The organism is Georgenia subflava (assembly GCF_009193155.1).
GTDB lineage: Bacteria > Actinomycetota > Actinomycetes > Actinomycetales > Actinomycetaceae > Georgenia > Georgenia subflava.
This window is the reverse complement of the sequence record NZ_VUKD01000004.1, coordinates 467431-493475: the sequence shown is the minus strand read 5'-3', so window position 1 is coordinate 493475 and position 26045 is coordinate 467431. Positions and strand designations below refer to the sequence as shown.

General features: G+C 74.6%; 25 protein-coding genes. 18 read left to right on the top strand and 7 right to left on the bottom strand.

What is annotated here, in order from left to right; translation table 11 throughout:
• Positions 1-12 precede the first annotated feature (12 nt).
• Complete coding sequence (locus tag GD748_RS19620; protein ID WP_193312977.1) at positions 13-1716, top strand: hypothetical protein; 1704 nt, start codon at positions 13-15, stop codon at positions 1714-1716.
• A 2-nt stretch (positions 1717-1718) separates the two neighbouring features.
• Here GD748_RS19620 and GD748_RS15625 read toward each other — a convergent pair whose 3' ends face one another.
• Positions 1719-2135, bottom strand: coding sequence for a VOC family protein (locus tag GD748_RS15625; RefSeq protein WP_152196239.1), 417 nt, complete (start codon positions 2133-2135; stop codon positions 1719-1721).
• Between the two features lie 135 nt (positions 2136-2270).
• Between GD748_RS15625 and GD748_RS15620 the strand changes: the two genes are divergently transcribed.
• Positions 2271-3542 carry an MFS transporter gene (locus GD748_RS15620; protein ID WP_152196132.1) on the top strand — a complete coding sequence of 424 codons (1272 nt, stop codon included), beginning with the start codon at positions 2271-2273 and terminating at the stop codon, positions 3540-3542.
• A gap of 50 nt (positions 3543-3592) precedes the next feature.
• Here the strand turns inward: GD748_RS15620 and GD748_RS15615 are convergent, their stop codons facing one another.
• Positions 3593-4510: a GDSL-type esterase/lipase family protein gene (locus GD748_RS15615; protein WP_152196131.1), complete on the bottom strand. Its 918-nt coding sequence runs from the start codon at positions 4508-4510 to the stop codon at positions 3593-3595.
• Positions 4511-4747: 237 nt separating this feature from the next.
• Between GD748_RS15615 and GD748_RS15610 the strand changes: the two genes are divergently transcribed.
• From GD748_RS15610 to GD748_RS15595, 4 genes are all read left to right on the top strand, one after another.
• Positions 4748-5275, top strand: a complete 528-nt coding sequence (locus GD748_RS15610; protein ID WP_152815594.1) for an RNA polymerase sigma factor — start codon at positions 4748-4750, stop codon at positions 5273-5275.
• Positions 5275-6612, top strand: coding sequence for a hypothetical protein (locus GD748_RS15605; RefSeq protein WP_152196129.1), 1338 nt, complete (start codon positions 5275-5277; stop codon positions 6610-6612). The genes GD748_RS15610 and GD748_RS15605 overlap by 1 nt, the downstream gene beginning before the upstream one ends.
• 223 nt (positions 6613-6835) lie before the next feature.
• Positions 6836-7099 (top strand): type II toxin-antitoxin system Phd/YefM family antitoxin, encoded by a 264-nt coding sequence (locus GD748_RS15600; protein ID WP_152815591.1) that lies wholly within the window; start codon positions 6836-6838, stop codon positions 7097-7099.
• Positions 7100-7105: 6 nt separating this feature from the next.
• Positions 7106-7528, top strand: a complete 423-nt coding sequence (locus GD748_RS15595) for a type II toxin-antitoxin system VapC family toxin (protein ID WP_152196128.1) — start codon at positions 7106-7108, stop codon at positions 7526-7528.
• A gap of 15 nt (positions 7529-7543) precedes the next feature.
• Here the strand turns inward: GD748_RS15595 and GD748_RS15590 are convergent, their stop codons facing one another.
• The 3 genes from GD748_RS15590 to GD748_RS20010 form a co-directional block, all read right to left on the bottom strand.
• Positions 7544-8092 (bottom strand): type 1 glutamine amidotransferase domain-containing protein, encoded by a 549-nt coding sequence (locus GD748_RS15590; protein WP_152196127.1) that lies wholly within the window; start codon positions 8090-8092, stop codon positions 7544-7546.
• A 94-nt stretch (positions 8093-8186) separates the two neighbouring features.
• Positions 8187-8582 (bottom strand): type II toxin-antitoxin system VapC family toxin, encoded by a 396-nt coding sequence (locus GD748_RS15585; RefSeq protein WP_152196126.1) that lies wholly within the window; start codon positions 8580-8582, stop codon positions 8187-8189.
• Positions 8573-8797, bottom strand: coding sequence for a type II toxin-antitoxin system Phd/YefM family antitoxin (locus tag GD748_RS20010; protein WP_226921439.1), 225 nt, complete (start codon positions 8795-8797; stop codon positions 8573-8575). Before GD748_RS20010 ends, GD748_RS15585 begins: the two co-directional genes overlap by 10 nt.
• 169 nt (positions 8798-8966) lie before the next feature.
• Here GD748_RS20010 and GD748_RS15575 point away from each other — a divergent pair, with 169 nt between their 5' ends.
• Together GD748_RS15575 and GD748_RS15570 are read left to right on the top strand one after the other, a co-directional pair.
• Entirely contained in the window at positions 8967-9602 is a 636-nt protein-coding gene (locus GD748_RS15575; protein ID WP_152196125.1) for a DUF2461 domain-containing protein, read from the top strand.
• A 141-nt stretch (positions 9603-9743) separates the two neighbouring features.
• A complete protein-coding gene (locus tag GD748_RS15570) occupies positions 9744-10583 on the top strand; it encodes a hypothetical protein (protein ID WP_152196124.1) in 840 nt (279 codons plus the stop codon).
• 19 nt (positions 10584-10602) lie between these two features.
• Here the strand turns inward: GD748_RS15570 and GD748_RS15565 are convergent, their stop codons facing one another.
• Complete coding sequence (locus GD748_RS15565; protein ID WP_226921462.1) at positions 10603-11739, bottom strand: serine hydrolase domain-containing protein; 1137 nt, start codon at positions 11737-11739, stop codon at positions 10603-10605.
• A gap of 184 nt (positions 11740-11923) precedes the next feature.
• On the opposite strand from GD748_RS15565, the gene GD748_RS15560 reads away from it, so the two are divergent.
• The 10 genes from GD748_RS15560 to GD748_RS15515 are packed head-to-tail and all read left to right on the top strand — an operon-like array spanning position 11924 to position 25565.
• On the top strand, positions 11924-12574 hold the full coding sequence (locus GD748_RS15560; protein ID WP_152196122.1) for a hypothetical protein: 651 nt from the start codon (positions 11924-11926) through the stop codon (positions 12572-12574).
• Positions 12574-12873, top strand: a complete 300-nt coding sequence (locus tag GD748_RS15555; RefSeq protein ID WP_152196121.1) for a LysM domain-containing protein — start codon at positions 12574-12576, stop codon at positions 12871-12873. The genes GD748_RS15560 and GD748_RS15555 overlap by 1 nt, the downstream gene beginning before the upstream one ends.
• A gap of 4 nt (positions 12874-12877) precedes the next feature.
• A complete protein-coding gene (locus GD748_RS15550; RefSeq protein ID WP_152196120.1) occupies positions 12878-14020 on the top strand; it encodes a hypothetical protein in 1143 nt (380 codons plus the stop codon).
• Positions 14017-14514, top strand: coding sequence for a phage baseplate assembly protein V (locus tag GD748_RS15545; protein WP_152196119.1), 498 nt, complete (start codon positions 14017-14019; stop codon positions 14512-14514). Before GD748_RS15550 ends, GD748_RS15545 begins: the two co-directional genes overlap by 4 nt.
• Complete coding sequence (locus tag GD748_RS15540) at positions 14514-14831, top strand: hypothetical protein (protein ID WP_152196118.1); 318 nt, start codon at positions 14514-14516, stop codon at positions 14829-14831. Before GD748_RS15545 ends, GD748_RS15540 begins: the two co-directional genes overlap by 1 nt.
• Entirely contained in the window at positions 14828-15196 is a 369-nt protein-coding gene (locus GD748_RS15535; protein WP_152196117.1) for a GPW/gp25 family protein, read from the top strand. Before GD748_RS15540 ends, GD748_RS15535 begins: the two co-directional genes overlap by 4 nt.
• Complete coding sequence (locus GD748_RS15530; protein ID WP_152196116.1) at positions 15193-17730, top strand: baseplate J/gp47 family protein; 2538 nt, start codon at positions 15193-15195, stop codon at positions 17728-17730. Before GD748_RS15535 ends, GD748_RS15530 begins: the two co-directional genes overlap by 4 nt.
• A complete protein-coding gene (locus GD748_RS15525; protein ID WP_152196115.1) occupies positions 17727-20276 on the top strand; it encodes a putative baseplate assembly protein in 2550 nt (849 codons plus the stop codon). Before GD748_RS15530 ends, GD748_RS15525 begins: the two co-directional genes overlap by 4 nt.
• On the top strand, positions 20273-22411 hold the full coding sequence (locus GD748_RS15520) for a phage tail protein (protein ID WP_152196114.1): 2139 nt from the start codon (positions 20273-20275) through the stop codon (positions 22409-22411). The genes GD748_RS15525 and GD748_RS15520 overlap by 4 nt, the downstream gene beginning before the upstream one ends.
• A gap of 1 nt (position 22412) precedes the next feature.
• Positions 22413-25565, top strand: coding sequence for a DUF6519 domain-containing protein (locus GD748_RS15515; RefSeq protein ID WP_152196113.1), 3153 nt, complete (start codon positions 22413-22415; stop codon positions 25563-25565).
• A 49-nt stretch (positions 25566-25614) separates the two neighbouring features.
• Here the strand turns inward: GD748_RS15515 and GD748_RS15510 are convergent, their stop codons facing one another.
• Positions 25615-26028: a hypothetical protein gene (locus GD748_RS15510; RefSeq protein WP_152196112.1), complete on the bottom strand. Its 414-nt coding sequence runs from the start codon at positions 26026-26028 to the stop codon at positions 25615-25617.
• Positions 26029-26045: the final 17 nt, after the last annotated feature.

Genomic DNA, 26045 nt, shown 5'->3' with positions numbered 1-26045 from the left:
CCAGGGGGCGACATGCTCGACGACCTGCTCACCCTGCTGGGCCTGGACCTGCGCACCGTCATCCTAGCCACCGGGACGACCGCCGTCCTCGCCGCCGGTGTGCTGACCTGGCCGCTCTCCGCGCTCGTGCTCTGGCGCTACCGCCGCTCGGTGACGAGCGGGATGCGCCGGCGGGCCCGCCCCGCAGCCGCACCGGCGTACGGGCAGGCAGGCGCTGCGCCGCCGTCCGCCCCGTCGCCCCACCGGCCCGTGGCGGCCGGGCCGGCGCCGTCCATCGCCCTGGTCGAGGCGCCGGCGACCGGGCCGCGCACCCAGCCCGCCGCCCTGACGGCGCGGGCCGCGTCGTCGCTGCGCCGGGCGCAGGTGGTGCTCGCCGTCGCCGGCGTGATCTTCGGCGTCGGCTCCACCGTCGCCTACCACGCGGTCGCCGGGCTCGAGTGGCTGCCGGTACGCACCGTCGCCCTCGTCGCGCTGCTGGGCTGGGTGCTCGTCCCCGCGCTGATCGCCACCGGGATCACGGACCGGCGCGCCCAGGTGGGTCTGTGGGCCGGGTTGCTGGTCCTCACCCTCGGCCTGCCGGCTGCCACGGGGACGGCCTTCGTCGAGGTGCTCCAGCTCTTCGTCGTCGTGGTCGCCGTCCCCGGGCTGGTCATCGTGCTGACCTCCGGACGTCGTATCCGCGGCGTCGCGTGGCTGGTCTTCCCGACGGTGGGGGTGCTGGCCGCCGTCGCGCTGATCCTGTACGTGCCGCTGACGTACCTGATGGTCGGCGTCGCGCTCGACCGCCTGGCGTGGTCGCTCGTCGCGGTCGCCGCCGGGCTCGTCGGGCTGCTCGTCGTCTACGCCGGCACCGCCGCGTGGTTCTACTCGCGCAAGGTCGCGAGCGACGACACGCTGCTCGTGCTGCAGTGGTGGGTCGTCCTCGCCATCACCCAGGCGTTCCTGCTCGGCACCCAGGGATGGACGGACGCGGTCGCGGCGGTCACCCCTCTCGCGCTGATGCTGGCGTTCCTCCTGGTCGTCGCGCTGGTGCACCGCCCGCCCACCGCCCCGCCCGTACGGCTGCTGCTCCTGCGGACCTTCGGCTCCCGACGGCGCAGCTCGCGGCTGCTGCGCGACCTCACCAGCCGCTGGCGGTGGGTGGGCAGCGTCGAGCTGATCACCGGTGCGGACCTGGCCACGGAGACGCTCGAGCCGCACGAGCTCGTCGACTACCTCACCGGCCGGCTCCGGGACCGCTTCGTCCGCGACGAGGGCGAGCTCGCCCGTCGCCTGCGCGGGCTGGACCTGCGACGTGACCGCGACGGGCGCTACCGGGTCAACGAGCTGCTGTGCCACGAGGACACCTGGCGCCCCGCGCTGCGTGCCCTCGTCACCGGTGCCGACGCCGTGCTGGTCGACCTGCGCGCTCTCACGCCCGCCAACACCGGGGTCCTCCACGAGATCGACCAGCTCGTCGCCCTGCTGCCGCTGGAGCGGGTGGTGGCCATGACGGACGCCACCACGGACGCGGCGACGCTGCGGGACGCCCTGGACCGTGCCGCGGCGCTCGCCCCGCGGGACTCACCGGTGCACGCCGACCCGGCGCCTGCCCTGCGGACGGTGCCGGCCACCGGCGACCGCCACCGCGACGCCATGGCGCTGCTCGACGCGCTGGCCCGCGCCGCCACGAGCACCTCCCGCGCCCAGCTCGGCTCAGCGGCGCCGTCGCGATGAGCTCAGCTCGGCGGCGCCTTCGGGATGAGCGGCTTCTCGGCGCGGGCCCTGATCTGCTGGACCGCCCACGTGTTTCCGTCGGGGTCGCTGAAGCCGAAGAACGTGCCGCCGTCGCGCTCGTCGAAGACCGTCACCTCGGTGCACTCGACACCGCGGTCCACGAGCTCGCGGCGCGCGGCAGCCGCGTCGGAGACGACGAGCTGGGTGCCGTGCAGCGAGCCCGGCGCCATCTGGTTCTGGGCGGGCAGGCTGCCGATGACGATGGAGCAGCCGGAGCCGCGCGGGGTGAGCTGAGCGACGGTCATGTGCTCGTTCACCGTGTGGTGGTCGAGCTCGAAGCCGACCTGGTCGCGGTAGAACGCGATCGCCCGGTCCAGGTCGGTGACCGGGACGATGACGACCTCGAGGGTCCAGTCCATGGGGGCCTCCTGCGTCGATGTCATGCCCTGAGGTGCCATCCTCGCCCGACCCACCCGCACTCGGCCACCGGCTTCCCTGTCTCCAGCGGTGTCGGCCGGCGGGAACATCACCCGTCGGCCAGGAGTTGACGTCCCATGCGAACGCCTCGTTCCGTGGTGCGCATCTACCTGGTGCTGATGCTGGGGAACACCCTGGCGGCGTCCCTGATCTGGGGCATCAACACCATCTTCCTGCTCGACGCCGGACTGTCGAACCTCGAGGCGTTCTCGGCCAACGCGTTCTACACCCTGGGCATGGTGCTCTTCGAGGTGCCCACCGGGATCGTCGCGGACACGATCGGGCGCCGCGCGTCCTACCTCCTCGGCACCGTGACGCTCGCGGTGACCACGCTGCTGTACGTGCTCCTCTGGTACACCGAGGCACCGTTCTGGCAGTGGGCGCTGTCCTCGATGCTCCTCGGTCTGGGTTTCACGTTCTTCTCCGGCGCCGTCGAGGCGTGGCTCGTCGACGCGCTCGCCGCCACCGGGTACACCGGCGAGATGGAGCCCGTGTTCGGCCGGGGGCAGATCGTCTCGGGGGTCGCCATGCTCACCGGCTCGATCGCCGGCGGCGTGATCGCGCAGCAGACGACCCTGGGCGTGCCGTTCGTGCTGCGTGCGGCGATCCTCGTGGTGATGTTCGCCGTCGCCTTCAAGGTGATGCACGACGTCGGCTTCACCCCGCGCCGGGGCGGACGCCCGCTCGCGGAGGTCCGGCGGATACTCAGGGACTCGATCGACCACGGCTGGCGCGTGCCGGCGGTGAAGTGGCTGATGGTCGAGGCGTTCTTCACCGGCGGCGTCGGCTTCTACGCCTTCTACGCGCTGCAGCCGTACCTGCTCGAGCTCTACGGCGACCCGGAGGCCTACCAGATCGCCGGACTGGTGGCGGCGATCGTCGCGGGCGCGCAGATCCTCGGCGGGCTCGCCGCGCCGCAGATCCGCCGGCTCTTCCGACGGCGCACGTCCGCCTTGATCGCGACGGCGGGCACGAGCGTGGTGGCGCTGGCGATGATCGGACTGACCGAGAGCTTCGTGGCCGTCGTCGCACTCATCGTGGTGTGGGCGCTGCTGTTCGCCGCAGCGATGCCGATCCGGCAGGCCTACCTCAACGGCCTGATCCCCTCGGAGCAGCGGGCGACGATCCTCTCGTTCGACTCCCTCGTGGACTCGGCCGGCGGGGTGTGGTCGCAGCCGGTGCTCGGCCGCTCGGCCGACGTGTGGGGCTACGGCGCGTCCTACCTCATCGGGGCCGGGATCTCGCTCCTGGCGTTGCCGTTCCTCGCGCTCTCCCGCGCACAGCGAGCACCGGCTGACGTGCGCACCGCCCCCTCGCCGGCCGCGGAGCCGGGCACCCCGGCGGAGTGAGCACGACGTCGACACCCCCGGCGGAGTCAGCACGACGTCGCCACCCCCGCTCAGCGGCCCAGCTGCCCGATGCTGATCGCGCTCATCACCGCCGGGTGGTAGCCGGAGAGGTAGCCCTCGGACGTCGGGTGCAGGTTGTTCGGGTCGAAGAGGTCGGCGAGGTCGAGGTGGATCCACGGGTCGTCGGACCCGACGCCGTGTCCGGCGAAGCGTGCGGTCACGTCGACGAAGGTGGCACCGTTCGCCTCGGTCGACGCCTGGAGCGCGGCGTTGAGCTGGTCGGTGACGGCGTTGAGGTCGGCCGCCCGTTCCGGGGTGATCGGCAGCCCGGCCGCCGAGGGGTCGACGAGGTGCGGGTAGCCCAGCACGACGATCTTCGCGTCGGTGGCCGCATCGATCGCGTCGACGGTCGTCCCGGCCGAGGCCGCCGCGGCCGCGACGGCGAGCGCGGCCAGACCGAGTGCGCCGTCGCAGCTCTGGTCGTCGCCGAAGGTGGAGCACGCGAGGATCGTCGGGATCCACGGCACGTCGTTGCCCCCGAGGGTCAGGGTCACGAGCTCGGCCTCGGCCAGCGCGGCGGCCACCGGCGGGAGCGCGGCGACGGCACCGACGCCGGCGCTGTCGAGCCCCGAGCACGCGGCGTCGAGGAGCAGCGTGATGCGCGGGTGGCTGTCGAGCTTGGAGACGTGGTCGGGGCCCTGCCCCTGAAGGCACGCGGGGTCGTCGGGGGACGCCGTGATCGCGCCTGTGCCGATGGCCGCGGAGAAGGAGTCGCCGAGGTTGACGAGGTCCACCTGGGGCGGCCGGGCCGAGGCCGGAGAGGCACCTGCGGCCCCGAGGAGCAGGGCGGCCGAGCCGACGGCGAGCGCCGAGGCGGCGCGACGACGGAGCGAGGTGAGCATGACGAAGCCTTCCGTTGCGGTCGTGGCCGCACCGTCGCGGCCCTCGGTGGTGCGCTCGCGCAGCACCCGCTCCTCACGCTAGGCCTCACGTCCATGGCACACAGCGGTAGTGGCGGGTGATTCTGCCGGGTGACGGACAGCCGGCCGGCACGGCCGGCGGGTGCCGCGCCGCGGCGACGGGGGCCCGTGCCGCGGCGCTTCCGATGAGAATCGATCGGCGGGTGCAATCTTGGTGGGCCTCCCGGACATGTAGGGGGTAGAAGGCCGGGACAGCGGCCGTCGGACCGCCAGGGAGGAGATGACGTGCCGATCGACGAGGACACGGCCGTCGAGGCGTTGTACAACCAGCACGCCGGCACCGTCTACCGCTACGTCTACCGTCGCGTGCTCGACCGGCAGGTGGCGGACGAGCTGACGAACGACGTCTTCCGGATCGCCTGGCAGAACCTGAGGAAGGCCCGCTCGGTGGACCTGCCGTGGCTGATCGGCACGGCGAAGAACCTGGTGCTGAACGAGGTACGGGCACGCGGCCGACGCGCCCGGCTGAGCGCGCGGCTGCACGACGACGCCGTCACCGACTCGTCGGTCCCGGGCCACGACGGTGTGCGCGACCGGGTGCACGAGGTGCTGGCGACGATGCGCGAGCAGGACCGCGACATCCTCATGCTCGCCTACTGGGACGGGTTCCGCGGTGCCGAGCTGGCCGCCGTCCTCGACTGCCCGGCGGCTACGGCGGCCTCCCGGCTCTTCCGTGCCCGCAAGGCCTTCGCCCGGCTCGCTCCTCCTGAGCTGGTCGGCCACGAGATCGTCATGGATGGAGGGCGGCGCTGATGGACCGCATCGAAGAGCTGATGAGGGCTGCCGACCCTGCGCGCGAAGTTCCGGGTCCCCGCCCGTTCCGCGTCGCCGAGATCACGAGCCCCGCGACGAGGCCGGCGCGGCGACGCAGCCGTGAGCACCTGGCCGTATGGGGCGGCGCGGTCGGCGTCGCGGCAGCACTCGCGGGCGGCCTGGTCATCGCGAACCAGTGGCAGACGACACCGGACGCCCCCGCCCAGCCGGCCGAGCCCGACGGCTCGGCGCCGGTGGTGACGGACCCGCCGTCGACCCCGTCGCCGTCCGGTGACGCGGCCCGGCTGCCCAACGGGCTGGTCCCCGCCCACGACGACGTCTACCTCGAGGACTCCGCGGCGTGCGACGCACTCGACGTCACCCAGGTCCGCACCAGTGGTCCCGACGGCGAGCCGCTCGCCACCGAGCCCTGGGAGTACCCGGTGGTCGGCTGCGTGGACGGTGTCGCGGCGCTGCAGATGTCGGACCGCTGGTTCTACGAGTCCGGCGTCGACGACATCGCGATGGGGATCGTCCTGGCCCGGTGGGCGGACGGCACGTGGACCATGGAGGGAGCGCACGAGACGCCCGACGGCGAGCTCGACCTCCGCGTCTACAGCTCCTGGCCGACCCTCATCGGCTACGAACTGCCCGGCGACCCGCCCGCTGCGGAACGCATGGCCGAGCAGTACGCCGAGATCGGCGTCGACGCCGTCACCGGCGAGCGCCTGCTCGGACCCGAGACCGTCGTGTGGACGGTCGACACACCCGCGGAGAGCTGGACGCCCGGCGGTGCCGACCGGCCGGCCGGGAGCCAGGTGGCGTTCCTGTGGCGCTCGGACGCCGTCTGGCACGGCGCGGGTTCCGCATCGACCGTGCTCCACGACGGATCCTCCAGCGATGCCGTGAAGGATGCTGGCGATCGGGGACAGGAGGTCTTCACCTACTTCGACCCCCGTGGCAAGAACGTCGCCCAGCTGCTGGTCTCGACACACCCGCAGGGCAGCGGCGGGTGCGCGCTCCCCAACTCGACCTACGTCATCGAGGGACGCGCGGCCACGGCGCTGGAGTCACCGGAGGGCAGGCTCGACGTCGCCCTGGTGACCTGGTCGGACGGCGTGGGTGTGGAGGTCTCTACCGCCATGCTGGTACCCGGGTCGGCGCCGGACACCGGGGCCCGGTGCGACCTGCCGGCCGAGCACACCGTCGGGGACCGTGTCGTCCGGTTCGACGGGGGCCGCTACCAGTTCCGCAACGACGACGAGCGGGCTGCGTACCTCGACTCGCAGGAGTTCGCGGACGTCGTCCGGCTGGGCACGTCGATCACGATGGACTGACAGCCGGTTCCTCGGCGGCGTGCGGAGGGCTCGCCGTCGGACGCGTCGGCCCCGGTTCCTGAGCTCAGGGAACCGGGACCGTCGCGCCGGACGACCAGGTACGCCGCCACCGCTTGTGGATGACGCCGGCGCACCGTGCACGTCCTCTGAGGGAGTCGCGCCGGTGGCCCACCTGGGGCTTCCTATGTACAAGCTAAGGGGGCCCGGAATGTACATTAAGAACATGGAGGTGGCCATCAGCAAGTTCCGCGCGCACCTTTCGGACTGCATCGACAAGGTCCGGTCGGGCGACGAGGTCGTGATCACTGATCGCGGCACGCCCGTGGCGCGCCTCGTACCGGTCGACTCTGCTCCGGTGCTCGAAGAACTTGTCAGGCGCGGAATCGTCAGTCCTCCGGTCAACACTGCCCGGCCCGCCGCGCGCACGGCAGCGCGCGCCCACGCCATCGGCTCAGTGTCCGACCTCGTCGGTGACCAACGACGTTGATCGCTCGTGATCGTCTACTTCGACAGCAGCGCCTTGGTCAAGCTCGTCGTCCAGGAGGAGGGGACCGAGCTGGTCGCAACGCTCTGGGATGCGTGCGATGCCCCGTTCTCCAGCCGGCTCGCCTATCCCGAGGTGCGAGCGGCTCTCGCCGCCGCCGGTCGAGCTCACCGGCTCGGCCGACGGGATCGCGACCTCGCAGAGCGAGCCTTCGAGGACTACTGGGCGGTCACTCAACGTGTCGAGCTCAGCGAAGCGGTCACCGCACACGCAGGGGATCTCGCGGGTCGCTACGGGTTGCGCGGGGCGGACGCGGTGCACCTCGCGAGCGTGTTCGCCGTCGGCCTGCAGAACACTGTGTTCGCGGTGTGGGACAAAACGCTCCGCGCCGGCGCACATGCCGCCGGCGTCCGGTTGGCACCGGCGGCATGATCACCACAACAGGGGTCAGGCGGTCTGGCCGCTGTGCTTGCCCTCGGCCAGCTCCTCGACCAGCTTGGCGTTGAACGCCGGCAGGTCCTTCGGGGTGCGGCTGCTCACCAGTCCGGCGTCGACGTGGACCTCCTCGTCGACCCAGGTGGCACCGGCGTTCTTCAGGTCGGTCTTCAGGCTCGGGTAGGACGTGAGGGTCCGGCCCTTCAGCACGTCGGCGTCCGTGAGGATCCAGCCGCCGTGGCAGATGACCCCGACCGGCTTGTGCTGGTCGAAGATCGATCGCGTGAACGAGACCGCGTCGTCGTCCATGCGGAGCTTGTCGCCGTTGGCGACACCGCCAGGCAGGACGAGACCGTCGAAGTCCTCCGCCTTGGCCTCGCTCGCGGCGAGGTCGACGGTGGCCGTGTGACCGTTCTTGCCGGAGATGGTGCCTGACTCGGGCGAGACCAGCACTGCCTCCCCGCCTGCCTTGGTCACGGCCTCCCACGGATCGGTGAACTCGGAGTCCTCGAAGCCGTTGGTGAGCAGGAAGGCGACGCGCTTCCCGTTGAGCTCTGCCATGGTGCACTCCTCTCAGGTGGTGGTTCGTCGTCGCTCTCGACCGTACGAGCCGTGACCGGTCCGTGCCTCTCGAGCGCGGCGAAGGTGGGAGGGGTCACCACCCGAGGATCCGCACCCCGGGCACCTGCAGGGCTGCATCGCTGGTCACCAGGACGTGGTTGCCCTCGATCGCCTGTGCCACGAGGAGACGGTCGAACGGATCGCGATGTTCCCACTCGAGCGATCCGGCGAGCAGCGCCGCCTCTGTGGAGAGCGGCACCGGCGCCGCACCGATCTCCGCGGTACGCACCGACCACGTGGTGACGAGCGGACGGGCGGCCTCGAGCTTTCCGAGGCGGACCTTGGTCGCGGCCTCCATCGCCGAGACGGCGGACACCAGCAGCTCGTTCGACCGGTCGGCGAGCTGCTCGCGGACGGTCGACGGCACCTTGTCGGGGTCGCCGAGCAGCCAGAGCACGACGTGCGTGTCCAGCAGATATCTCACTCCCATGCGTCGATCTCCGCGTCAGGAAGGGCCTCGAAGAACGCGTCCGGGACGTGGAACGACATCGTGCCGAACGTGCGGGCCGGGACCGGAGCGACAGCCGCCAGCCTGGCCACAGGCACGCCCGCCCGAGCGATCACGATCTCCTCGCCGCGCTCGACCCGGCCGAGAAGCTCGGAGAGCCGCGTCTTCGCTTCCTGAACGTTCACGGTCACCGCCACGTACCTCAACGTACAACCTGCTTGACCAGCCTGACCAGACCAAGGCGACCTCCCCCATCCACAGCCGCACGTCGTCGATAGCCGCACGTCGTCCACCGCCGGCGTCCACAGCCGCACGGCATCCACACCCCCGAACGCGCCTCGTCGGCGGGCGTGCATGATGTCGGCCATGGGCGACTTCACCGGGTTCTCGCCGTGGGGACCGCAGTTCTACTCCGCGCTCGAGGGCCAGAACACCCATGAGTACTGGACCGCGAACAAGGACCGTTGGCAGCGCGAGGTGCGCGACCCGATGCGTGCGCTCGCTGCGGCGCTGGAGCCCGAGTTCGGTCCTCTCACCGTCCGCCGGCCGAACCGCGACCTGCGGTTCAGCGCCGACCGCTCGCCGTACAAGACCCACCAGGGCGTCATCAACGGCCCCAGCCCCGGCCTCGGCTTCTACCTCCACCTCGACGCCGACGGTCTCGCCGTCGGCGGCGGCTTCCGGTCAGGCTCCGCCGCTCAGACGGCCCGGTTCCGGCGCGCGGTCGACGAGGACGCGGACGGCGTCCTGCCCGCGATCGTCGGCGACCTCGTGGCGAGGGGGTACTCGATCGAGGGAGCCTCCGTGAAGACCCGTCCACGTGGGTACCGGGACGACCATCCGCGCATCGGCCTCTTGCGCCGCAAGGAGCTGATGGCCATCAGCTACGTGGGACAGCCGACGTGGTTGCGGACGCCGACTGCTCTCGACCACGTGCGCGCGGCCTGGCGCGAGGTCCGGCCGCTCGCCGACTGGCTCGACGCGAACGTCGGCACCGACTGACGGGTCCTGCGCCCCGCAGCGGCAGCGGCAGCGGCAGCGGCAGCGGCAGCGAAGCACACCGCGGGCTGCGTACGATCGAACAGGCTCCAGCTCGGAGCCGCGACGACGCAGCCGCGGCTGCCAGGTTCTCGAGGAGTGCACATGATCCCTGTGGGCAGCGCCGACATCCCGGCAGACGGCGACGAGCTGGCGCACCGGGTGGCCCACGCGTTGACGGAGTCGCTCCACCTGCAGCCCGAGAACGTCGCCGTCTCGGCCGAGCTGCCGTCCCAGGAGAGGGTGACCCGGCTGGCCGTCGACCTCTCGGGCGGCGTCATCGACAACCGGTACCTCTCCGGCAGCGCCATCAGTCTCCGCCCGCCGGCGTCCACCACCGGCGGCGTGCCCGCCACGCTGGAGTCCGGCACGCTGACCGGGCGCCCGCTCGTCGTCTTCGGGGCGCCTGTCGAGCTCCAGCTCGACGTCGAGCACGTGCCCGCCGCATGGCTCCACGACGACGGCGACCGGCTCTGGCTCGCGTTCCGCGACGAACGGTCGACCTCGGGCGCGACGGCGGGTCGTGCGGTCGTCGAGGGCGACGTCGCAGCCCTGAGCGAGGCCGTGGGCACCGCGGCCGCAGCGGTCGGACGCCAGAAGGGCGTCAGCGTCAAGGACGTCCAGGTGCGGCCGCGCACCGTCGGACCGAACCGGTGGAGCGTGGACATCGCCGCGCGGGTGACGAAGGGTTTCGCCTCGAGCAACGTCACCGCACGCGCGGAGGTGCGCCTGGACGAAGCCCTCGTGCTGCACGTCGACGAGCTGACGGCCCAGGCCGGCGGGATCATCGGCGCGCTGGCCGGCGGCATCATCGAGTCCGTGCTCGGGCGCTACCGGAACCGGTCGTTCCCGCTGACCGAGCAGACTTTCGCCGGCGCCCGCCTCACGAGCCTGGACGTCGAGCTCGGCGAGCGGTTCACGATCACCGCGACGCTCGGTTCCTGACCCGACGCCCGCAGGCGGCTCACGGTTCGAGGGCAGGGGCGATGTCCCGGTCCACGACGTAGACCAGGAACGCCGGTTCCATGTTCGGGCGTTCGGGCACGGTCGTCGACGCGACGACCACGAGCTCGAGCGCCGGGACGACCTCGATCATCTGCCCGCCGTACCCCAGGGCCGCGAACCCGTCGTGGCCACCGGCGGTCGTCACCCACCAGAGGTAGCCGTACGAGGGCATGTAGTCCGGTGCCCCTCGGACGTCCACGTGCGCCTCGGTCGACCGGGCCACCCACTCGGCCGGGACGACCTGCTCGCCCTCCCACGCTCCGCCGTCGAGCATGAGCCGGCCGATCTTGACCATGTCCTCCGGGATCAGCTTCAGCCCCCAGCTCCCGATGTTGTGCCCTTGCGCGTCGACCGGCCAGGCGCAGCTCGCCTCGTCGTACGAGGTCTGGTCCTCCGCCAGGGCGAGCGGTTCGGGTGCTGGGCCCGCGCAGGCGCCCAACGGGTCGAAGAGATGCTCTCGGGCGAACTGCATCGCAGACATCCCGGTCGCCCGGGTGAGGATCGCCGAGAGCAGGTGCACCCCGGCGTCGGAGTAGAAGAACTGCTCACCGGCCGGACCGGTCAGGCCTCGTTCGACGATCGCCGCGACAACGTCGTTCTCGGCCGTCACGCGGGGAAAGCTGAGAGGCAGCCCGGAGGTCATCGTCAGGAGCTGCTCGAGCGTGACGCCCGCGAGCTCGGGCTCCATGTCCGGCGCGTGCTCCGGCAGCAGCTCGGACAGCGTCTGGTCGACCGAGGTGAGGTGTCCTTCCGCCAGGGCGATGCCGACGAGGACCGACGTGACGCTCTTGGTGACCGAGAAGACGTTGTGCCCGGTCTCCGGTGTGGCGTCGTCGTACCGCTCGACCAGCGGTTCACCGCCCGCGACGACCAGGAACGCGCGCACGTCCTCGTAGCCGCGGTCGCTGGGGTCGTTGACGAACCTGTCCTCGACCGCGGCGGCAAGGGCGTCGGAGCCGGTGGGAGGCGTCGCGGTCTCGTCGGGGGACGGCGCCAGGGTCTCGACGCCGGTCGTGGTGTCGCCGTCGGGCTCGGCGGCGGAGGCGCAGGCCGTCAGCAGCAGGAGGAGGGCGGCAGCCGCCCGTAGCTCGCGCATCGCCACGCCCCGCGTCTGTGAGGAGTCGTGATGGCTCGATGATCCTCCTGCGACGGCCGCAAGTCGATGCCTTGCGGCGTCCACCGTCCAGGGCACAGTGACCACGACGGTCAACGGCCTCACCCTGGCGCGGGGGCCACGTCGGGGTGACGCCCGGGTGACGCCGCCCGGCCACGCTCGGCACATGAGCGGTTTCTCCGGCAGCCCCCGCACGCTCCGCGGCGCGATCGTGGCCGTGGACCCGCTGAGCCCGCTCTCCCGGCTGGTCATCTTCCAGTACAACCCCGACGAGGTCACCCGCGCGCTCACCCGGCGTGGCCCGAACACCGAGACGTCCGGCGGTGCCGCGGACGCGCACCGGATCTGGGGCGCCCCGGTCGAGAAGATCACGATGACCGTCGAGGTCGACGCCACCGACCAGCTCGCCGACTCCGACCCGGTCGCCGCGGTGAGCGGCATCGCCCCGCAGCTCGCGGCGCTGGAGATGCTCCTCTACCCGTCCAGCGCGCTGGTCATCGCCAACGCCGTGCTCCTGCAGGCCGGCACGATCGAGATCCTCCCCCCGCAGGGTCCGCTCACCGTGCTGGTCCTGGGTCCCGGCCGCGCCGTCCCGGTGCGGGTGGAGAGCATGACGGTCACGGAGCAGGCGTTCGACACGCTGCTCTTCCCCGTGCGGGCGACCGTGGCCCTGGCCGTGCAGGTCCTCAGCTACGACGACCTGCCCGTGACCGACCCCGGGTACGCCCTCTTCCTCGTGCACCAGGTCCTCAAGGAGACCATGGCCGTCGTCGGCGGGGTGACCGGCGCGGTGGACGCCCTCACCGGGGGGCCCTGATGGCCGGCCGGAGCCGCTACGACGGCCTGGAGGTCGCCGTCGTGGTCGTGGCGGACGGTGACGGCGAGCGGGAGGTCCGGTACCTGCGCCGTCGCCCGATCCCCGCGGTCGCCGCCGTGCCCCTCGCCCACCACCGGGTCCGGCCGGACGACCGCCTGGACCTGATCAGCGCCCGCTACCTCGGCGACCCGACGGCGTCCTGGCGGATCTGCGACGCGAACCGCGCCCTGGACCCGGACGAGCTGGTGGGCCCCCGGGCGGAGTCCAGGATCCTCGTGATCCCGACGCCGGGCGTGTGACGGCATGAGCGCGCCCGGGGTTCGCCTGAGCCTGCTGGCCGGGAGCACCATCCCGCTCCCCGTCCCCGGGGAGATCGCGGTGCGCCTGCGCGAGGTCGTGGTGACGGAGACCGACGACGAGCGATCGGCCTTCACCCTCACGCTCGACGCCGGCCGGTCGGGCCCTCTCGCGGCCCTGGACTCCCCGCTGCTGCTGGACTCACCGGTCGGTGTCGACGCCCGGGTCTGCCTGGTCGTCACGCTGGGTGCGGTGCCGACGGTCCTGCTCGACGGGATCGTCACCCGGGTCGAGCTGACGCCCGCCGAGGGGCCGGGATCCGCCACCCTCGAGGTCACCGGCGAGGACACGACCCTGCTGCTGGACCGGCAGGAGCGGGACGCCGAGTGGCCCGCCCTCGACGACTACCCCCAGGTCCTCGCCGTCCTCGCGCCCTACGCCGCGCAGGGCATCGTCCCGCTCGTGGTGCCGCCCGTGGACATGGACCCGCCGCTCCCGATCGAGCGGATCCCCACGCAGCACGGCACCGACCTCGACCATCTTGTCGAGCTCGCGCACCGGCACGGGTACGTGGCCTACATGGTCCCCGGCCCCGCCCCGGGCACCTCGAGCTTCTACTGGGGCCCGCCGGTGCGGGTCGGGCTCCCCCAGCCCGCCATCTCGGTGGACCTCGGTCCGCACACGAACGTCCTCGGCCCGCCGCGCTTCCGCCTCGACTCCCTCGCCCCGGCGAGCGTGACCGGGAGCGTGCAGGACCCGCGCACCGGGACCACCACCGCGGTGCAGGCCCGCACCCCGCTGCGGCCGCCGCTGGCCGCCGTGCCCGCATGGACCACCCTGGGCGGCGACCTCCGCGAGCGCCGGTTCCGGGACAGCGGCCTCTCGCCCGTCGCCGCCCAGGCGCGGGCGCAGGCCGAGGTGGACCGCAGCAACGACTGCGTCGTGGGGGACGGCACCCTGGACGGCGGTCGCTACGGCGGCGTCCTGCGTCCGCGGGCGCTCGTCGGCGTCCGGGGCGCCGGTTGGTCCCACGACGGCCTGTGGTACGTGCGGCGGGTCGTGCACCGGCTCCGGCCGGGGTCCTACGAGCAGGAGTTCACCATCGCCCGCGAGGGCTACGGCTCCACGGTCCCGGCGGTGGTCGCGTGAGCACCTTCTACGGCAAGTACCGCGGCGTCGTCAGGCAGAACGTCGACCCGCTCCTCCTCGGCCGGGTCCAGGTCTCGGTGCCGGCGGTCCTCGGCGACGGCGAGCTCAGCTGGGCCGAGGTGTGCGTTCCCTACGCGGGCAAGGGGGTGGGGCTCTTCGCCGTACCGCCCGTCGACGCCCACGTGTGGGTCGAGTTCGAGGCTGGCGACAGCCAGCGCCCGATCGTCGCGGGCTGCTACTGGGCGCCGGACGAGGTCCCCGCCGACCCGGCCGTGCCCGAGGTGAAGGTCTGGCGCACCGAGGGCGTCACGCTCACGCTCAGCGACCTCCCGGGCGCCGGCGGGCTCACCGTCGAGGTGGCCTCCCCCGCCGTCCAGACCCCGATGAAGCTGACCATGACCTCGGAGGGCATCGCCCTGTCCGTCGGCGCGTCCACCGTCGAGCTCACCGCGGCGAAGGTCTCGGTCAACGGCGGCGCCCTGGAGGTGATCTGATGGCCGGCAGCCTCGTGGAGCAGGGGGCGACCGTCACCTGCCCCCACCAGGGCCAGGCGAGCCCCGGCGCAGGCTCGCCGCGGGTGAGCCTGGACGGCGCGGCGGCCATCCTGCTGCCGACCCCGTGGACGGTTGCGAGCTGCACGCTGCCGCCGAACTCAGGCGGGCCGTGCGCGACGGCGTCCTGGACCGCGGGCACGACGCGGGTGACCTCCGGCGGGCAGCCGCTCGTGCTCAGCACCGGCACCTCCACCTGCGCGCCGACGGCGGTGCCGCTGCAGGTCACCCGCGCGCAGCAGCGGGTGATCGCGACATGACCCACGTCGCCTTCCCGCTCCGCCTCGACAGCCGCGGACGCACCGCCCTCGCCGACGACGAGGGCTACCTGCGCGGGCTGATCGAGCAGGTGCTCTTCACCCGGCCGGGCGAGCGGGTCAACCGCCCCGAGCTGGGTAGCGGCATCGACCGCCTCGTCTTCGACCCCGGCGGGGACGAGGTCGCCCGCACCACCCACGCGCTGGTCCACGGCGCCCTGCAGCAGTGGCTCGGCGACCTCCTGCGCATCGAGGAGGTCCGGGTGGAGGCGCGCGACGCGGTCCTCGACGTCACGGTGGTCTACCGGCCGCTGCGGGCACCGGCCGACGACCCGCGCCGGGCCCTGACCGTGCAGGGGCCGGCATGAGCGCCGCACCCCCGACCACCTTCGGTGCCGACGTCGACCGGGCGGCCCGGCGCCGCCTGGTGCTCGGCGTCACCGGCGGGCCAGGAGACCTCGAGGGCATCGACTTCGTCGAGGTGCTCGCCAACGCCCCCGGCACACCGGGCCACGTGCCCGGCGCGCCCCGGCAGCGCACCCTGCTGGTCCATCTGCTCAAGCGAGACGTCCCCGCCGGCTGGGACGCCGCCCGGGTCGCCGTCGTCGGCGGGGTACGGCACGACCCGGCCATCAACCCGGTCCGGGTGGCGTGGGCCGCACCGGCGGACGAGGTGGTCGGCGACGGCGCCCCGCCCCCGCCCGAGGCGCCGTGGGACGCCCTCGACCAGGCGCTGGTCACCGGTGCGGTGCCCGCCGACGACCGGGGCGGGGTCCTCGTGGTCCGCACCACCAGCAGCGGGGACCGGTCGGGCTACGTGCTGCGCCTGCTCGGGGCGGACGGCACCGGGCACCCGGAGGGCTTCGACGCGGTCCTGGCCGAGGCACCGGTGGTGTTCTCCGTCGACTGCCCGTCCGACCTGGACTGCGCCGTCGAGCCGAGCTGTCCCCCGGAGGCCGTCACCTCACCGCTGCTGGACTACCTCGCCCGGGACTACGACGCGCTGCGCGGCCGGCTCCTCGACCGGTTCGCCTCCCTGGTGCCCGGCTGGGACGACCGCAACCCCGCGGACGTCGCCGTCATGGTCATGGAGCTCTTCGCCCACCTGGGCGACCGGCTCGCCACCTGGCAGGACGCCGTCGCCGAGGAGGCCTACCTCGGCCGGGCCCGGCTGCGCACCTCCGTCCACCGGCACGCCCGGCTGCTCGACTACCGCGTCCACGAGGGGTGCGCGGCGCGGGTGCTGCTCGCGCTCACGACCGACACCGACGTCACCCTCCCGGCCGGCACCCCGGTCGCGGACAGCGTCCTCGACCCGGCCGCGCCGCCGGCGCCCGTGGATGCCGCGGAGGCGGGCGCGGTGGTCGTGCAGACCGCCGCTGGCGCGCGCCTGCGCGCGGTGCGCAACGCGATCGCCCTGTACCCGTGGGGCGATCCCGCCCACTGCCTGCCGGTCGGGGCGACGACCGCCTTCCTCGCGGCCGAGCACGGCGCTACCGGCCCCGCCCTCGCCCGCGGCGACCTCCTCGTGCTGGCCGACACGACGCGCGGCACCCTCGACGGCCACGGCGATCCCGGGCGGCGGCATGCCGTCCGCCTCGACCGCGACCCGGTGCCGCTGACCGACGAGGTCACCGGCGTGGCCGTCCTGCAGGTGCACTGGGCCGGCGGCGACGCGCTGCCGCACCCGCTCGTGGTCAGCGAGCCCGGCCCCGACGGCGGACCGGTCGTCCGGGCCGTCGCCCTCGCCAACGTCGTGCTCGCCGACCACGGCGCCACGGTGCCCGGCGAGGACCTCGTCGAAGGGTCACGGCCCCGCCGTGCCCGCCTCGCGCGCACCGGCCTGACGTTCGCCGACCCGGTCAGGCTCGACCCGCCCGTGGCGAGCGCGGCCGAGCTGCTCTCCCCCGACCCGGCCCGGGCGGCCGCGCAGCTCGTCCTGGACGACGGCCGACGGCGCTGGGAGCCGCGGCCCGACCTGCTCGCCAGCGACCGGCTGGCCGCGCACGTGGTGGCCGAGCCGGACGACGACGGGGTGACCTGGCTGCGCTTCGGCGACGGCGTCACGGGTCGGCGCCCGTCGGGCGCACCGATGCGCGCCTGGTACCGCATCGGCGGCGGCAGCCGCGGCAACGTCGCCGCCGACCGCCTCGTGCACCTCCTGCCCCGCGCCGACGGCTCGCCGCCGGTCCCGTCCGGGGCCGCCGTGACCGTGCGGAACCCGCTGCCGGCGACGGGCGGGACCGACCCGCAGCCGCTGGCCGAGGTGCGCGAGCTCGCACCGCTGGCGTTCCGTGCCCCGCTGCGGGCCGTGACGAGCAGCGACTACGCCGCCACGGCGATGCTCGACCCGGGCCTGCAGCGGGCGGTGGCCCGGCGCCGGTGGACCGGGTCCTGGTACGCCCAGGAGGTCACGATCGACCCCGTCGCGGCGCGCACCGACGACCCGGGCCTGCGCGAGTCGCTGCGGGCCGTCCTGGAGGGACGTCGGATGGCCGGGGTCGACGTCACCCTCGCCGGGCCCGTCCACGTCCCGCTGCTCATCGTCCTCCAGGGCTGCGCGGCGCCGGGTCATCACCGCACCGACGTCGAGGCGGGCCTGCGCCAGGTGTTCTCCGCGGGGGTGCGACCGGACGGGCGGCCCGGCTTCTTCCACCCCGACGCGTTCACGTTCGGCCAGCCTCTCTTCCTCAGCGACGTCGTCGCCGCCGCCATGGCCGTCACGGGCCTGTCCTGGGTGGAGGTCACCACCTTCGCCCGCCTGGACGCCCCGGAGGGCAGCGCCACCGCCCTCGCCGCCGGCCGGCTGGCGATGGCGCCGCGCGAGGTGCTGCGCTGCGACACCGACCCCGACAACCCGGAGATGGGCCGGGTCGAGGTCCGGGTGGGTGAGGGACGATGAACGACTGCGGGTGCGAGGTGCCCGACGCCGGCCCGGCCAACCCGCCGGGCGCGGACCGGCTGCGCCGTCGGGTCACGGCCCACTCCACCTCGCTCGCCCGGATGCGCGGCGACCTCGCGGCCGGCGCGCCGGGCCGGCCGGAGAAGCTGCGCACCCTCGCCCGCCATCCGGCCGACGACCCCGCGATCGCGCTCCTGGACACGTGGGCGCTCGTCGCCGACGTCGTGACGTTCTACTCCGAGCGGATCGCCCAGGAGGGCTTCCTGCGGACGGCGACCGAGCGACGCTCGGTGCGCGAGCTCGCCCGCACCCTCGGCCACGAGCTGCGCCCGGGGGTGGCCGCCGAGGTCGACCTCGTGCTGGAGGCGCAGACCGCTCCCGGGGCGCCGGCGGTCGTGACCGTGCCCCGGGCCACGCCCGTGCGCAGCGTCCCGGGAGCCGGCGAGCTCCCGCAGATCTTCGAGACCGGCACCGACCTCGAGGCCCGCGGCGTCTGGAACCACCTGCCGGTGCGGGCGTCGGCGCCGCAGGAGCTCGCCCTCGGCACCGCCGAGATCTGGCTGCGCACCCCGACGACGCCCGTACGACCGGGCGACACGGTCCTGGTCGTCGGCGACGAGCGGGTCGCCTACGCCGCGCTCGCCCCGGCGGACCGCCCCCCGTTCGCGGACTGGGCCGAGACCTGGGCGGCGCGACGGGTGGTGGCGGTGACCGCCGAGCCGGACGGCCGGACCGGCTGGGTACGGCTGGACCTGGACCGACCGCTGGGCCACACCCCGGACCGGCCGCTCGTCCCGCAGAAGCACCCCCGGGTCCACCTGCTCACCGAGCGCACCCGGGTCTTCGGCCACCAGGCGCCGGACCCGAGCCTGCTCGTCACCGAGGACGGCGGTCCGCCGGGCGCCTCGCCGGTCCCCGACCTGCGGGAGGACCCGCGGGAGGACCCCGCGCCCCCGACCCGGAAGAGGTGGGTCTGGGACGGCATCGATGCATTCGACCCGGCGGACGTCGTCGAGCTCGACGGCGACCACCCCGGCGTCGTCGTCGGCAGCTGGCTGGTGCTCGAGGAGCCCGACCACGCGGCGGCGGTGCAGATCGTCGCGGCGACTCCGGACGGTGCCGCCCGGTGGGGGCTGGCCGGCCCCGTCACCCGTGTCCAGGTCGACCTCGCCGAGCAGCTAGGGGCGCTGACCCCCCGGCGCGTGAAGGTCCACGGCACGTCCGTCGCGCTGCCTGCCGAGGAGGTGCCGCTCACCGGGCCGGTCACCGGCACCCCGGTCCTGCAGGTGCCTGCCACCGACCCGCCGCTGCCGCCCGGCCGCGCGGTCCTCGTCGAGGGCACGGACGCCGCCGACGGTCAGCGTCGCACCGAGCTCGCCGCCGTCGTCTCCTGCGCGGCGGGCCCGGGCGCGGAGTGGATGACCCTGACGCTGGACCACCCGCTCGTCCACGGCTACGCCCCGGCGAGCCTCGTGGTGCACGGCAACGTCGTCACGGCCACGCACGGGGAGTCGGTGGCCCAGGTGCTCGGCAGCGGGGATGGCCGCACCGACTTCGCGGAGGTGCGGCCGCGTCGTGGGCCGCTGACCCACGTGCGCTCCACCACGCCCGGCGGCACCCGGGCGGAGCTGACGGTCCGCGTCGACGGCGTCGCCTGGCAGCAGGTCCCCGGGCTCGACGCCGCCGGCCCGCAGGACCGCGTCTACGTCCTGCGGCACGAGGAGGACGCCCCGCCCCGGGTGGTGTTCGGCGACGGCAGCCACGGCGCCCGGCCGGCCGCGGGCGAGGAGAACATCACCGCCGCGTACCGGGTCGGCATCGGTGCCGAGGGCGCGGTCGGCGCCGACCAGGTCAGCCAGCTCGTGCGTCGCCCGCTGGGGCTGCACGCGGTGACCAACCCCGCGCCCGCCCACGGCTGGGCACCGGCGGAGACGCTCGAGGACGCCCGCCGGGGCGCCCCGCTGCTGGTGCGGACCCTCGACCGCGTCGTCTCGGCGGCCGACCTCACCGACTTCGCGCACGGCTACGCCGGGGTCGGGCCCGCCCGCACCGACACGGTCTGGGACGGGCGGCGCACCCGGCTCGTCCTGACCGTGCGGGGCGTCGACGCCACCGACCCGGGGCCGGCCCTCCTCACGGACCTGGCGGCCGCCGTCGAGCAGGTCCGCGACCCCGGGACTCCGGTGCACGTGCTCGTCGGCGACGTGCTCGACCTCGGCGTCTCGGTGCTGGTCGAGCACGACCCCGCGTACGAGCGGGCCGACGTCGAGGCGGCCGTCCGGTCGGCGCTGGCACACGCGCTCGGGCCACCCGCCCGGGCCTTCGCCCGACCGGTGACCGCCGCGGAGGCGCTCGTCGTCGTGCGCGGCGTGGCGGGCGTGCTTGCCTGCACGATGCCCGTGCTCACAGACCTCGGCGGCACCGACCCCTCCCCGGTCGTGCTGCGCGCCCGGCCCGGCCGGTACGACCCCGCCGTCCCCGGCCCGCTGCCCGCCGAGCTGCCGGCGCTGGCCACCGACGTCGTCGTGATCGGGGTGATGACATGAGCACCGCCGACCGGCTGCTCGACCTGCTCCCCGTGCACGTGCGAGCGCGCGACGAGGCCACCGGCGGACTCCTGCGGGCGCTCCTCGACGCCGCCGGGCACGAGCTGGAGGTCCTCGAGGACGACCTCGACGCGCTGTACGCGTCGTGGTTCATCGAGACGTGCCCCGAGTGGGTGGTGCCCTACCTCGCCGACCTCGTCGGGGTCGAGGACCTGCCGCCCGACCTGTCCGGGGGCCCGGGCGGTCTCGGCGGTGCCGCGGCCGGCGCGGCACTGAGCCGGCGGGCGTTCGTCGCCAACACCCTGGCGTACCGGCGGCGCAAGGGCACACCGGGCGCCCTGGAGCAGGTGGCCCGGGACGTGACGGGCTGGCCGGCGCGCGTGGTCGAGCTCTACCGCCTGCTCGCGACCTCGACGCACTCCCGGCACGTGCGCCTGGACCGGCCGGCCACCGCCTCCCTGCGCGACGCCGACGCGCTCGACCTGCGGAGCGGCGCCCGCGGGGCGCTCGAGTCGCTCGCGCACAGCGCCGAGGTGCGACGCATCGCGACCGGGCGGGGGCGCTACGGCATCCCGAACGTCGGGGTCTTCCTCTTCGGCGACCGGGCCAACGCCTTCGCGGCGCAGCGCGACGAGGTCGCCTGGCCGGAGGCGACGCCGACCCCGGCGGGCTGGGCCGTGCACCCGCTCGGCCTGGACACCCCGCTCTTCGCGGTCCCCGCCGAGCAGCACGTGGACGCCCTCGCGCGGGAGGAGGAGCTGCCGGTGCCGCTGCGCCCGCGCCGCCTGCTCGCCCTGCTGCGCGCGGCCCGCGCCGCCGGGGCCGACCCCGAGACCCTGCCCGTCGGCGTCCAGGTGGACGACGACGACCCGCTGGAGCCGGTCCGGGTGCGGGTGTGCCGCCTGGAGGACCTGGCCACCGTCCTCGGCAGCGACCCGCCCGCCGCGCTGCCTGGCTGGCAGGCCATGGTCGACACCGTCACCGGCCGGGTGCACACCTACCTCGACGGCAGCCCGGCCACCCCGGACCGCGTGCGGGTGCTGCACGCCTACGGCTCGACGGCGGACATCGGTGCGGGCCCGTACGACCGCACCGGCGTCCACGAGGACCTCCTGCAGTCCCAGGGCTACGTCGGCGACGGCGGCGGGGCCGCGGTGCGCGCACAGGTGGCGGTCGGTCCCGCGCTCGGTCTGGCCGACGCCCTCGCCGCGGCCGAGGCCGAGTGGACTGCCCCCGGCTCCCCCGCCGGCGGCACCTACGTGGTCTCGGTCGGCGACAGCGACCGGCACGTCGGCGACCTCGCGGTGCACGTGCCCACCGCGACCCGGCTGGTGGTCGTCGCCGCCGCGTGGCGCGGGCGGACGCTGCCGCTGGGCGACGTCGTGCCGCCGGTGCCCGGGGTGTACGGCACCGAGGGGCTGCGCCCGGTCGTGGTCGGCGACCTGCGAGTCACCGGCGACCCGGGCAGCGCCGTCCTCCTCGACGGGCTGGTGGTCACCGGCGACGTGGTCGTCGGCCCGGGTGACCTCGGCGACCTCACGCTCGGCCAGTGCACCGTGGCGGGGGTGCGGGTCGAGGCCGCCGCCGAGCCGAACGAGAACTGCCGAGTGCGCCTCGTGCGCTCCCTGGTCGGACGCGTCGTCCTCGCCGGCACCGTCCCCGCCCTCGACCTGGTCGACGCCGTCGTCGACGCCCCGGCGGGGACCGCGGTGGACGCCTCCGGGACGCACCTGTCGGTGTCCGGCGCGACCGTGCGCGGCACGGTCGGGGTCCGGGTCCTCGACGCGTCGTCGGCGATCCTGGACGGCACGGTCACCGCCGAGCACCGCCAGACGGGCTGCGTGCGCTTCAGCTACGTGGGTCCGGGGTCGAGGGTCCCGCGCCGCTACCGGTGCGTCCCGGGCGCCGACGGGGCACCCGCACCGCGGCCGGTCTACGCCGCCCAGGACGCGGGCTCCCCCGGCTACCTGGCGCTGTCGCGGGACTGCTCGCCCCTGATCGCGGCCGGCGGCGAGGACGAGTCCGAGATGGGCGCCCACCACCACCTGCACCGCCCGCAGCGCCTGGCCGCGGCCGGGCGCCTCCTGGCGCCCTACGTCCCCGTCGGCCTCGAGACCGGAATCTTCAGGAGCTGACATGCACGGCGACTTCACGCGGTGGACCCACCGGCCCGAGGACCACAACCGCTCGGTCCTGCTCCAGCAGGGTCGGGTCCTGCTCGACGCCGACTGGAACGAGCAGACGGCGATCACCGCGCACCACGACGAGACCCGCACGCTCGACGTCGTCGGCCGCACCGGGACGCGCGCCCCCACGGACGGCAGCCCCGGGGCGTTCGCGCTGGTCGGGCCGGACGGTGCCAGACCCGCCGGCCGGCCGTGGGCCGAGCTCTTCGTGGTCCCGGGCCGCTACTACGTCGACGGCGTCCTGTGCGAGAGCGGCGACGCCCCCGACCCGGGCTGGCCGCTGGCCGGCCAGCCGCACCTGGGGACCGGCGAGGACGGGAGCACCACGCTGCCCGAGCCGGAGGTTCCGGACGGCGAGGAGCGGCGTCACGCGCTCTACCTCGACGTCTTCACCCACCACGTCACCGCCGACGAGGAGCCGGCGCTCGCCGACCCGGCGCTGGGCGGGCCCGACACCACGACCCGGGCCCGCACCGTCTGGCAGGTGCGCACCGCGGAGCTGGACGAGCAGCGGTGCTCGGACCTGCGCGACCCCGGGTGGCTGCGCCCGCAGCCGCCCACCATGGTCGCCGCCCTGGAGGTCAAGGCGGGGTCGGACGACCCGTGCCAGATCACCGCCGTGCAGGGGTACGAGCTGCTCGAGAACCAGCTGTACCGCGTCCAGGTGCACGACGGCGGCGCCGCGGCGACCTTCCTGTGGTCGCGGGAGAACGGCAGCGTCGTCGCCCGGCTGCTCTCCATCACCCCGCCGACGGCGAGCAACCCGGACGCGGTCCTGGCGCTGGACCGGCTCGGGCGTGACGACGCGCTGTCCTTCCACGCCGGCGACGTCGTCGAGCTCACCTCGACCGCCTGGCAGCTGGGCGGGCGGCGCGGGTTCCTCACGTCGGTCACCGCGCCGGACGGGCTCGACCTCGCCGTCGCCTGGCCGGCGGGCGCGCCCACCCTCGACGACCTCGGCGACCACCCCCTCGTGCGGCGCTGGGAGGGCGGCCCGCTGCCGCTGCAGGCGGAGCCCCAGGAGCTCGAGGGCGGGATCCTCGTGTCCTTCCCGGTGATGGGCGAGCCGCGCACCGGCGACCACTGGCTGGTCCCGGCGCGCACCGTCCAGGTGGCCTGGGGGGTCGGTGCGGTCAGCGGCACCATCGAGTGGCCAACCCTCGACGACGGCAGCGGGGCGCCGCTGCCGCCCGCCGGCCCGGTGCACCACGTCGCTCCGTTGGGCATCCTCAGCGGCACCGGCGGCGCCTGGACCCTCGACTCCGACTGCCGGGACCTCTTCCCGGCCCTGACCGACCTCGTGTCGCTGGACCTGGTGGGCGGGGACGGGCAGGAGGCGATGCCCGGCGACCCGCTGCCCCAGCCGGTCCGGGTCGTCGTGCGCCGCGGCGGGCTGCCCGTGGCCGGCGCCACCGTGCGCTGGACCGCCGAGCGCGGCGGCATCGACCCGGCGACGCCCGCCGCCGACCTCGAGGCCGACGTGGTCACCGGCCCGGACGGCCTGGCGACGATGCGCTGGCGCCTGGGCAGCGCGGCCGGCGACCCGACGACCCAGACCCTGCGGGCCCGCCTGGTCGACGACCACTTCGACGACGTCGGCGCGTCCGTCGTGGTCACCGGCCGCCTGTCCGTCGCGGCGCAGGTGCAGTGGGACCCGGCCTGCGACCGGTTCGGCCGCACCCGCACGGTCCAGGACGCGCTGGAGCTGATCGTCACGACCCCCGAGCTCCGCCTGCTCGGCGGGGACGGTCAGACCGTGCCCCGGCGCGGCGCCTTGGTTCCCCGTCCCGTGCGGGTGGTCGTCGACAGCGCGTGCGGGCCGGTCACCGACGTCGAGGTGCAGGTGCGCGCGGGCGAGGACGGGCTGATCCAGCCCGCCGCCGAGGACGAGCCCACCCCCGAGACCCTGGAGGGCACCGGCAGCCGTGAGGGTTCGTTCCGCCCGGGTGCCGACGGTGTCGTGAGTCTGTGGTGGCAGCCCGGGTTCGGCGACCTGCGCTCCGCCGTCGTGGACCTGTCCCTGAAGGAGGCGGCACCGGTCCGGGTGACCGCCCAGATCGCGGCTGCGGGTGCACGACGTCCCGGGGTGCACATCACCGGGCTCGCCCTGAGCACGGGGGCACCGTTCGAGAACGACTCCGACCTCACCGGGGCGGACCTGGCCACGGGGATCGTCGTCAACCTCGACGCGCCCGTCGCGCAGCGCTCGGTGCAGGGCAAGCCGGTGGTGCGCGTCGAGCTCGACTTGCCGTGGCCGCACGGTCCCGACGGCGACATCTGGGCCCAGCAGATGGTCGCCTTCCGTACCGTCGAGCTCGCGGCGGAGTGGAACGCCGACGGGCCGCTCATCGTCTGGCGCCCGGCGGACCTGACCCGGCGGTGGCTGATGGAGCAGCTGTGGACGATGCTCGCCGAGCTCGGCCGCGAGCCGCCGCTGACCGGCCGCTTCGTCCTCGAGGGCTGGGCCGTCGTCCACGAGCAGGACGAGTCCCAGCACGTCAACACCCACGCCGACGCGGTGCTCGTCGGCCCCCGCACCCGGCTGCGGCTGCCGACCGACGACGAGGTCGCCGGCGGCACCTTCGTCCAGTGGTTCCGGCTCTCCCAGCAGACCCAGGAGGACCGGCTGGTGGTGGTGCCGCAGGTCGTCGGGACGCCGCTGGACCAGGCGCGCGAGCTCCTGGCACGCACCGACCTCGGTGTGGGGCGGGTCCGTCAGCAGGTGGCGGTCGGGGTGCCGCGCGGGACCGTGATCGCGGCGGAGCCCACGCCGGGGACGCGCGTGCCGGTCGGCACGGCCGTGAACCTGACCGTCGCGATGACGCGCATCATCCCCGACGACCCGTTCGACCCCATCGACCCGGGACGGCCTGTCCCGGTCGACCCGGTGCGGCCCATCCGGGTGCCCGTGCCCGACGTCACGCGGATGACCCGGGCGCGGGCGGAGCGGCTGCTCGACGAGGCGGGCCTGGTGGTCGAGCTCGCCGAGGAGACCAGCGAGGAGGTCCGCCGCAACAGCGTGGTGGGCACCGACCCACCGGCGGGCGCCGAGGCGGAACCGGGCGCCACGGTGGTGCTGCGGGTCTCGACCGGACGGGGGTAGAGCCGGACGGACGGCACGCCGACGGCACGACCAGAGCGGGCGCCGCCGGCTAGCCACGGTCCGGGCGGACCACCGCACGGCTCCCCGGCGCGAGGGGCGCCACGATGCCCGCGCCGTCCGGCGCGAGGCAGAAGACGACCAGGTGCACCAGCTCGGTGGGAGTGGGGTCGCGTCCCCACTCGCGGCGGTACTGCCCCACCACCGCCTCCAGGGCCGAGGCGAGTGCCTGACGCAGCGCCGGCACGGGGCTCCCCTGCTCCGACGACTCGTCGCCGAGCGAGACCTGGACCCGGGCGTCGTCGCCGAGGGCACCGGTGATCCCCTCGACCACCGTTGCGAGGAGGTCGGGGACCGGGACGACCTCCGCCAACGACTCCGCAGCGGCCTGGTTCAGGGCCGCACCGAGCGCGTCGGCCGGGCCGTCGCCGAGCCAGGCCCCGTCGGCGAGCTCCCACCAGGACATGCTTCTCCTCCTCGCTC

Bases quoted from the DNA above. Each gene is read 5' to 3' on its own strand.
- GD748_RS19620 (WP_193312977.1), top strand. From the start codon at position 13: ATGCTCGACGACCTGCTCACCCTGCTGGGCCTGGACCTGCGCACCGTC.
- GD748_RS15585 (WP_152196126.1), bottom strand. From the start codon at position 8,582: ATGGGAGTGAGATATCTGCTGGACACGCACGTCGTGCTCTGGCTGCTC.
- GD748_RS15540 (WP_152196118.1), top strand. From the start codon at position 14,514: ATGGCCGGCAGCCTCGTGGAGCAGGGGGCGACCGTCACCTGCCCCCAC.
- GD748_RS15535 (WP_152196117.1), top strand. From the start codon at position 14,828: ATGACCCACGTCGCCTTCCCGCTCCGCCTCGACAGCCGCGGACGCACC.
- GD748_RS15600 (WP_152815591.1), top strand. From the start codon at position 6,836: ATGGAGGTGGCCATCAGCAAGTTCCGCGCGCACCTTTCGGACTGCATC.
- GD748_RS15575 (WP_152196125.1), top strand. From the start codon at position 8,967: ATGGGCGACTTCACCGGGTTCTCGCCGTGGGGACCGCAGTTCTACTCC.
- GD748_RS15565 (WP_226921462.1), bottom strand. From the start codon at position 11,739: ATGCGCGAGCTACGGGCGGCTGCCGCCCTCCTCCTGCTGCTGACGGCC.
- GD748_RS15620 (WP_152196132.1), top strand. From the start codon at position 2,271: ATGCGAACGCCTCGTTCCGTGGTGCGCATCTACCTGGTGCTGATGCTG.
- GD748_RS15555 (WP_152196121.1), top strand. From the start codon at position 12,574: ATGGCCGGCCGGAGCCGCTACGACGGCCTGGAGGTCGCCGTCGTGGTC.
- GD748_RS15520 (WP_152196114.1), top strand. From the start codon at position 20,273: ATGAGCACCGCCGACCGGCTGCTCGACCTGCTCCCCGTGCACGTGCGA.
- GD748_RS15530 (WP_152196116.1), top strand. From the start codon at position 15,193: ATGAGCGCCGCACCCCCGACCACCTTCGGTGCCGACGTCGACCGGGCG.
- GD748_RS15550 (WP_152196120.1), top strand. From the start codon at position 12,878: ATGAGCGCGCCCGGGGTTCGCCTGAGCCTGCTGGCCGGGAGCACCATC.
- GD748_RS15590 (WP_152196127.1), bottom strand. From the start codon at position 8,092: ATGGCAGAGCTCAACGGGAAGCGCGTCGCCTTCCTGCTCACCAACGGC.
- GD748_RS15510 (WP_152196112.1), bottom strand. From the start codon at position 26,028: ATGTCCTGGTGGGAGCTCGCCGACGGGGCCTGGCTCGGCGACGGCCCG.
- GD748_RS15560 (WP_152196122.1), top strand. From the start codon at position 11,924: ATGAGCGGTTTCTCCGGCAGCCCCCGCACGCTCCGCGGCGCGATCGTG.
- GD748_RS15525 (WP_152196115.1), top strand. From the start codon at position 17,727: ATGAACGACTGCGGGTGCGAGGTGCCCGACGCCGGCCCGGCCAACCCG.
- GD748_RS15515 (WP_152196113.1), top strand. From the start codon at position 22,413: ATGCACGGCGACTTCACGCGGTGGACCCACCGGCCCGAGGACCACAAC.
- GD748_RS15605 (WP_152196129.1), top strand. From the start codon at position 5,275: ATGGACCGCATCGAAGAGCTGATGAGGGCTGCCGACCCTGCGCGCGAA.
- GD748_RS15625 (WP_152196239.1), bottom strand. From the start codon at position 2,135: ATGGACTGGACCCTCGAGGTCGTCATCGTCCCGGTCACCGACCTGGAC.
- GD748_RS15570 (WP_152196124.1), top strand. From the start codon at position 9,744: ATGATCCCTGTGGGCAGCGCCGACATCCCGGCAGACGGCGACGAGCTG.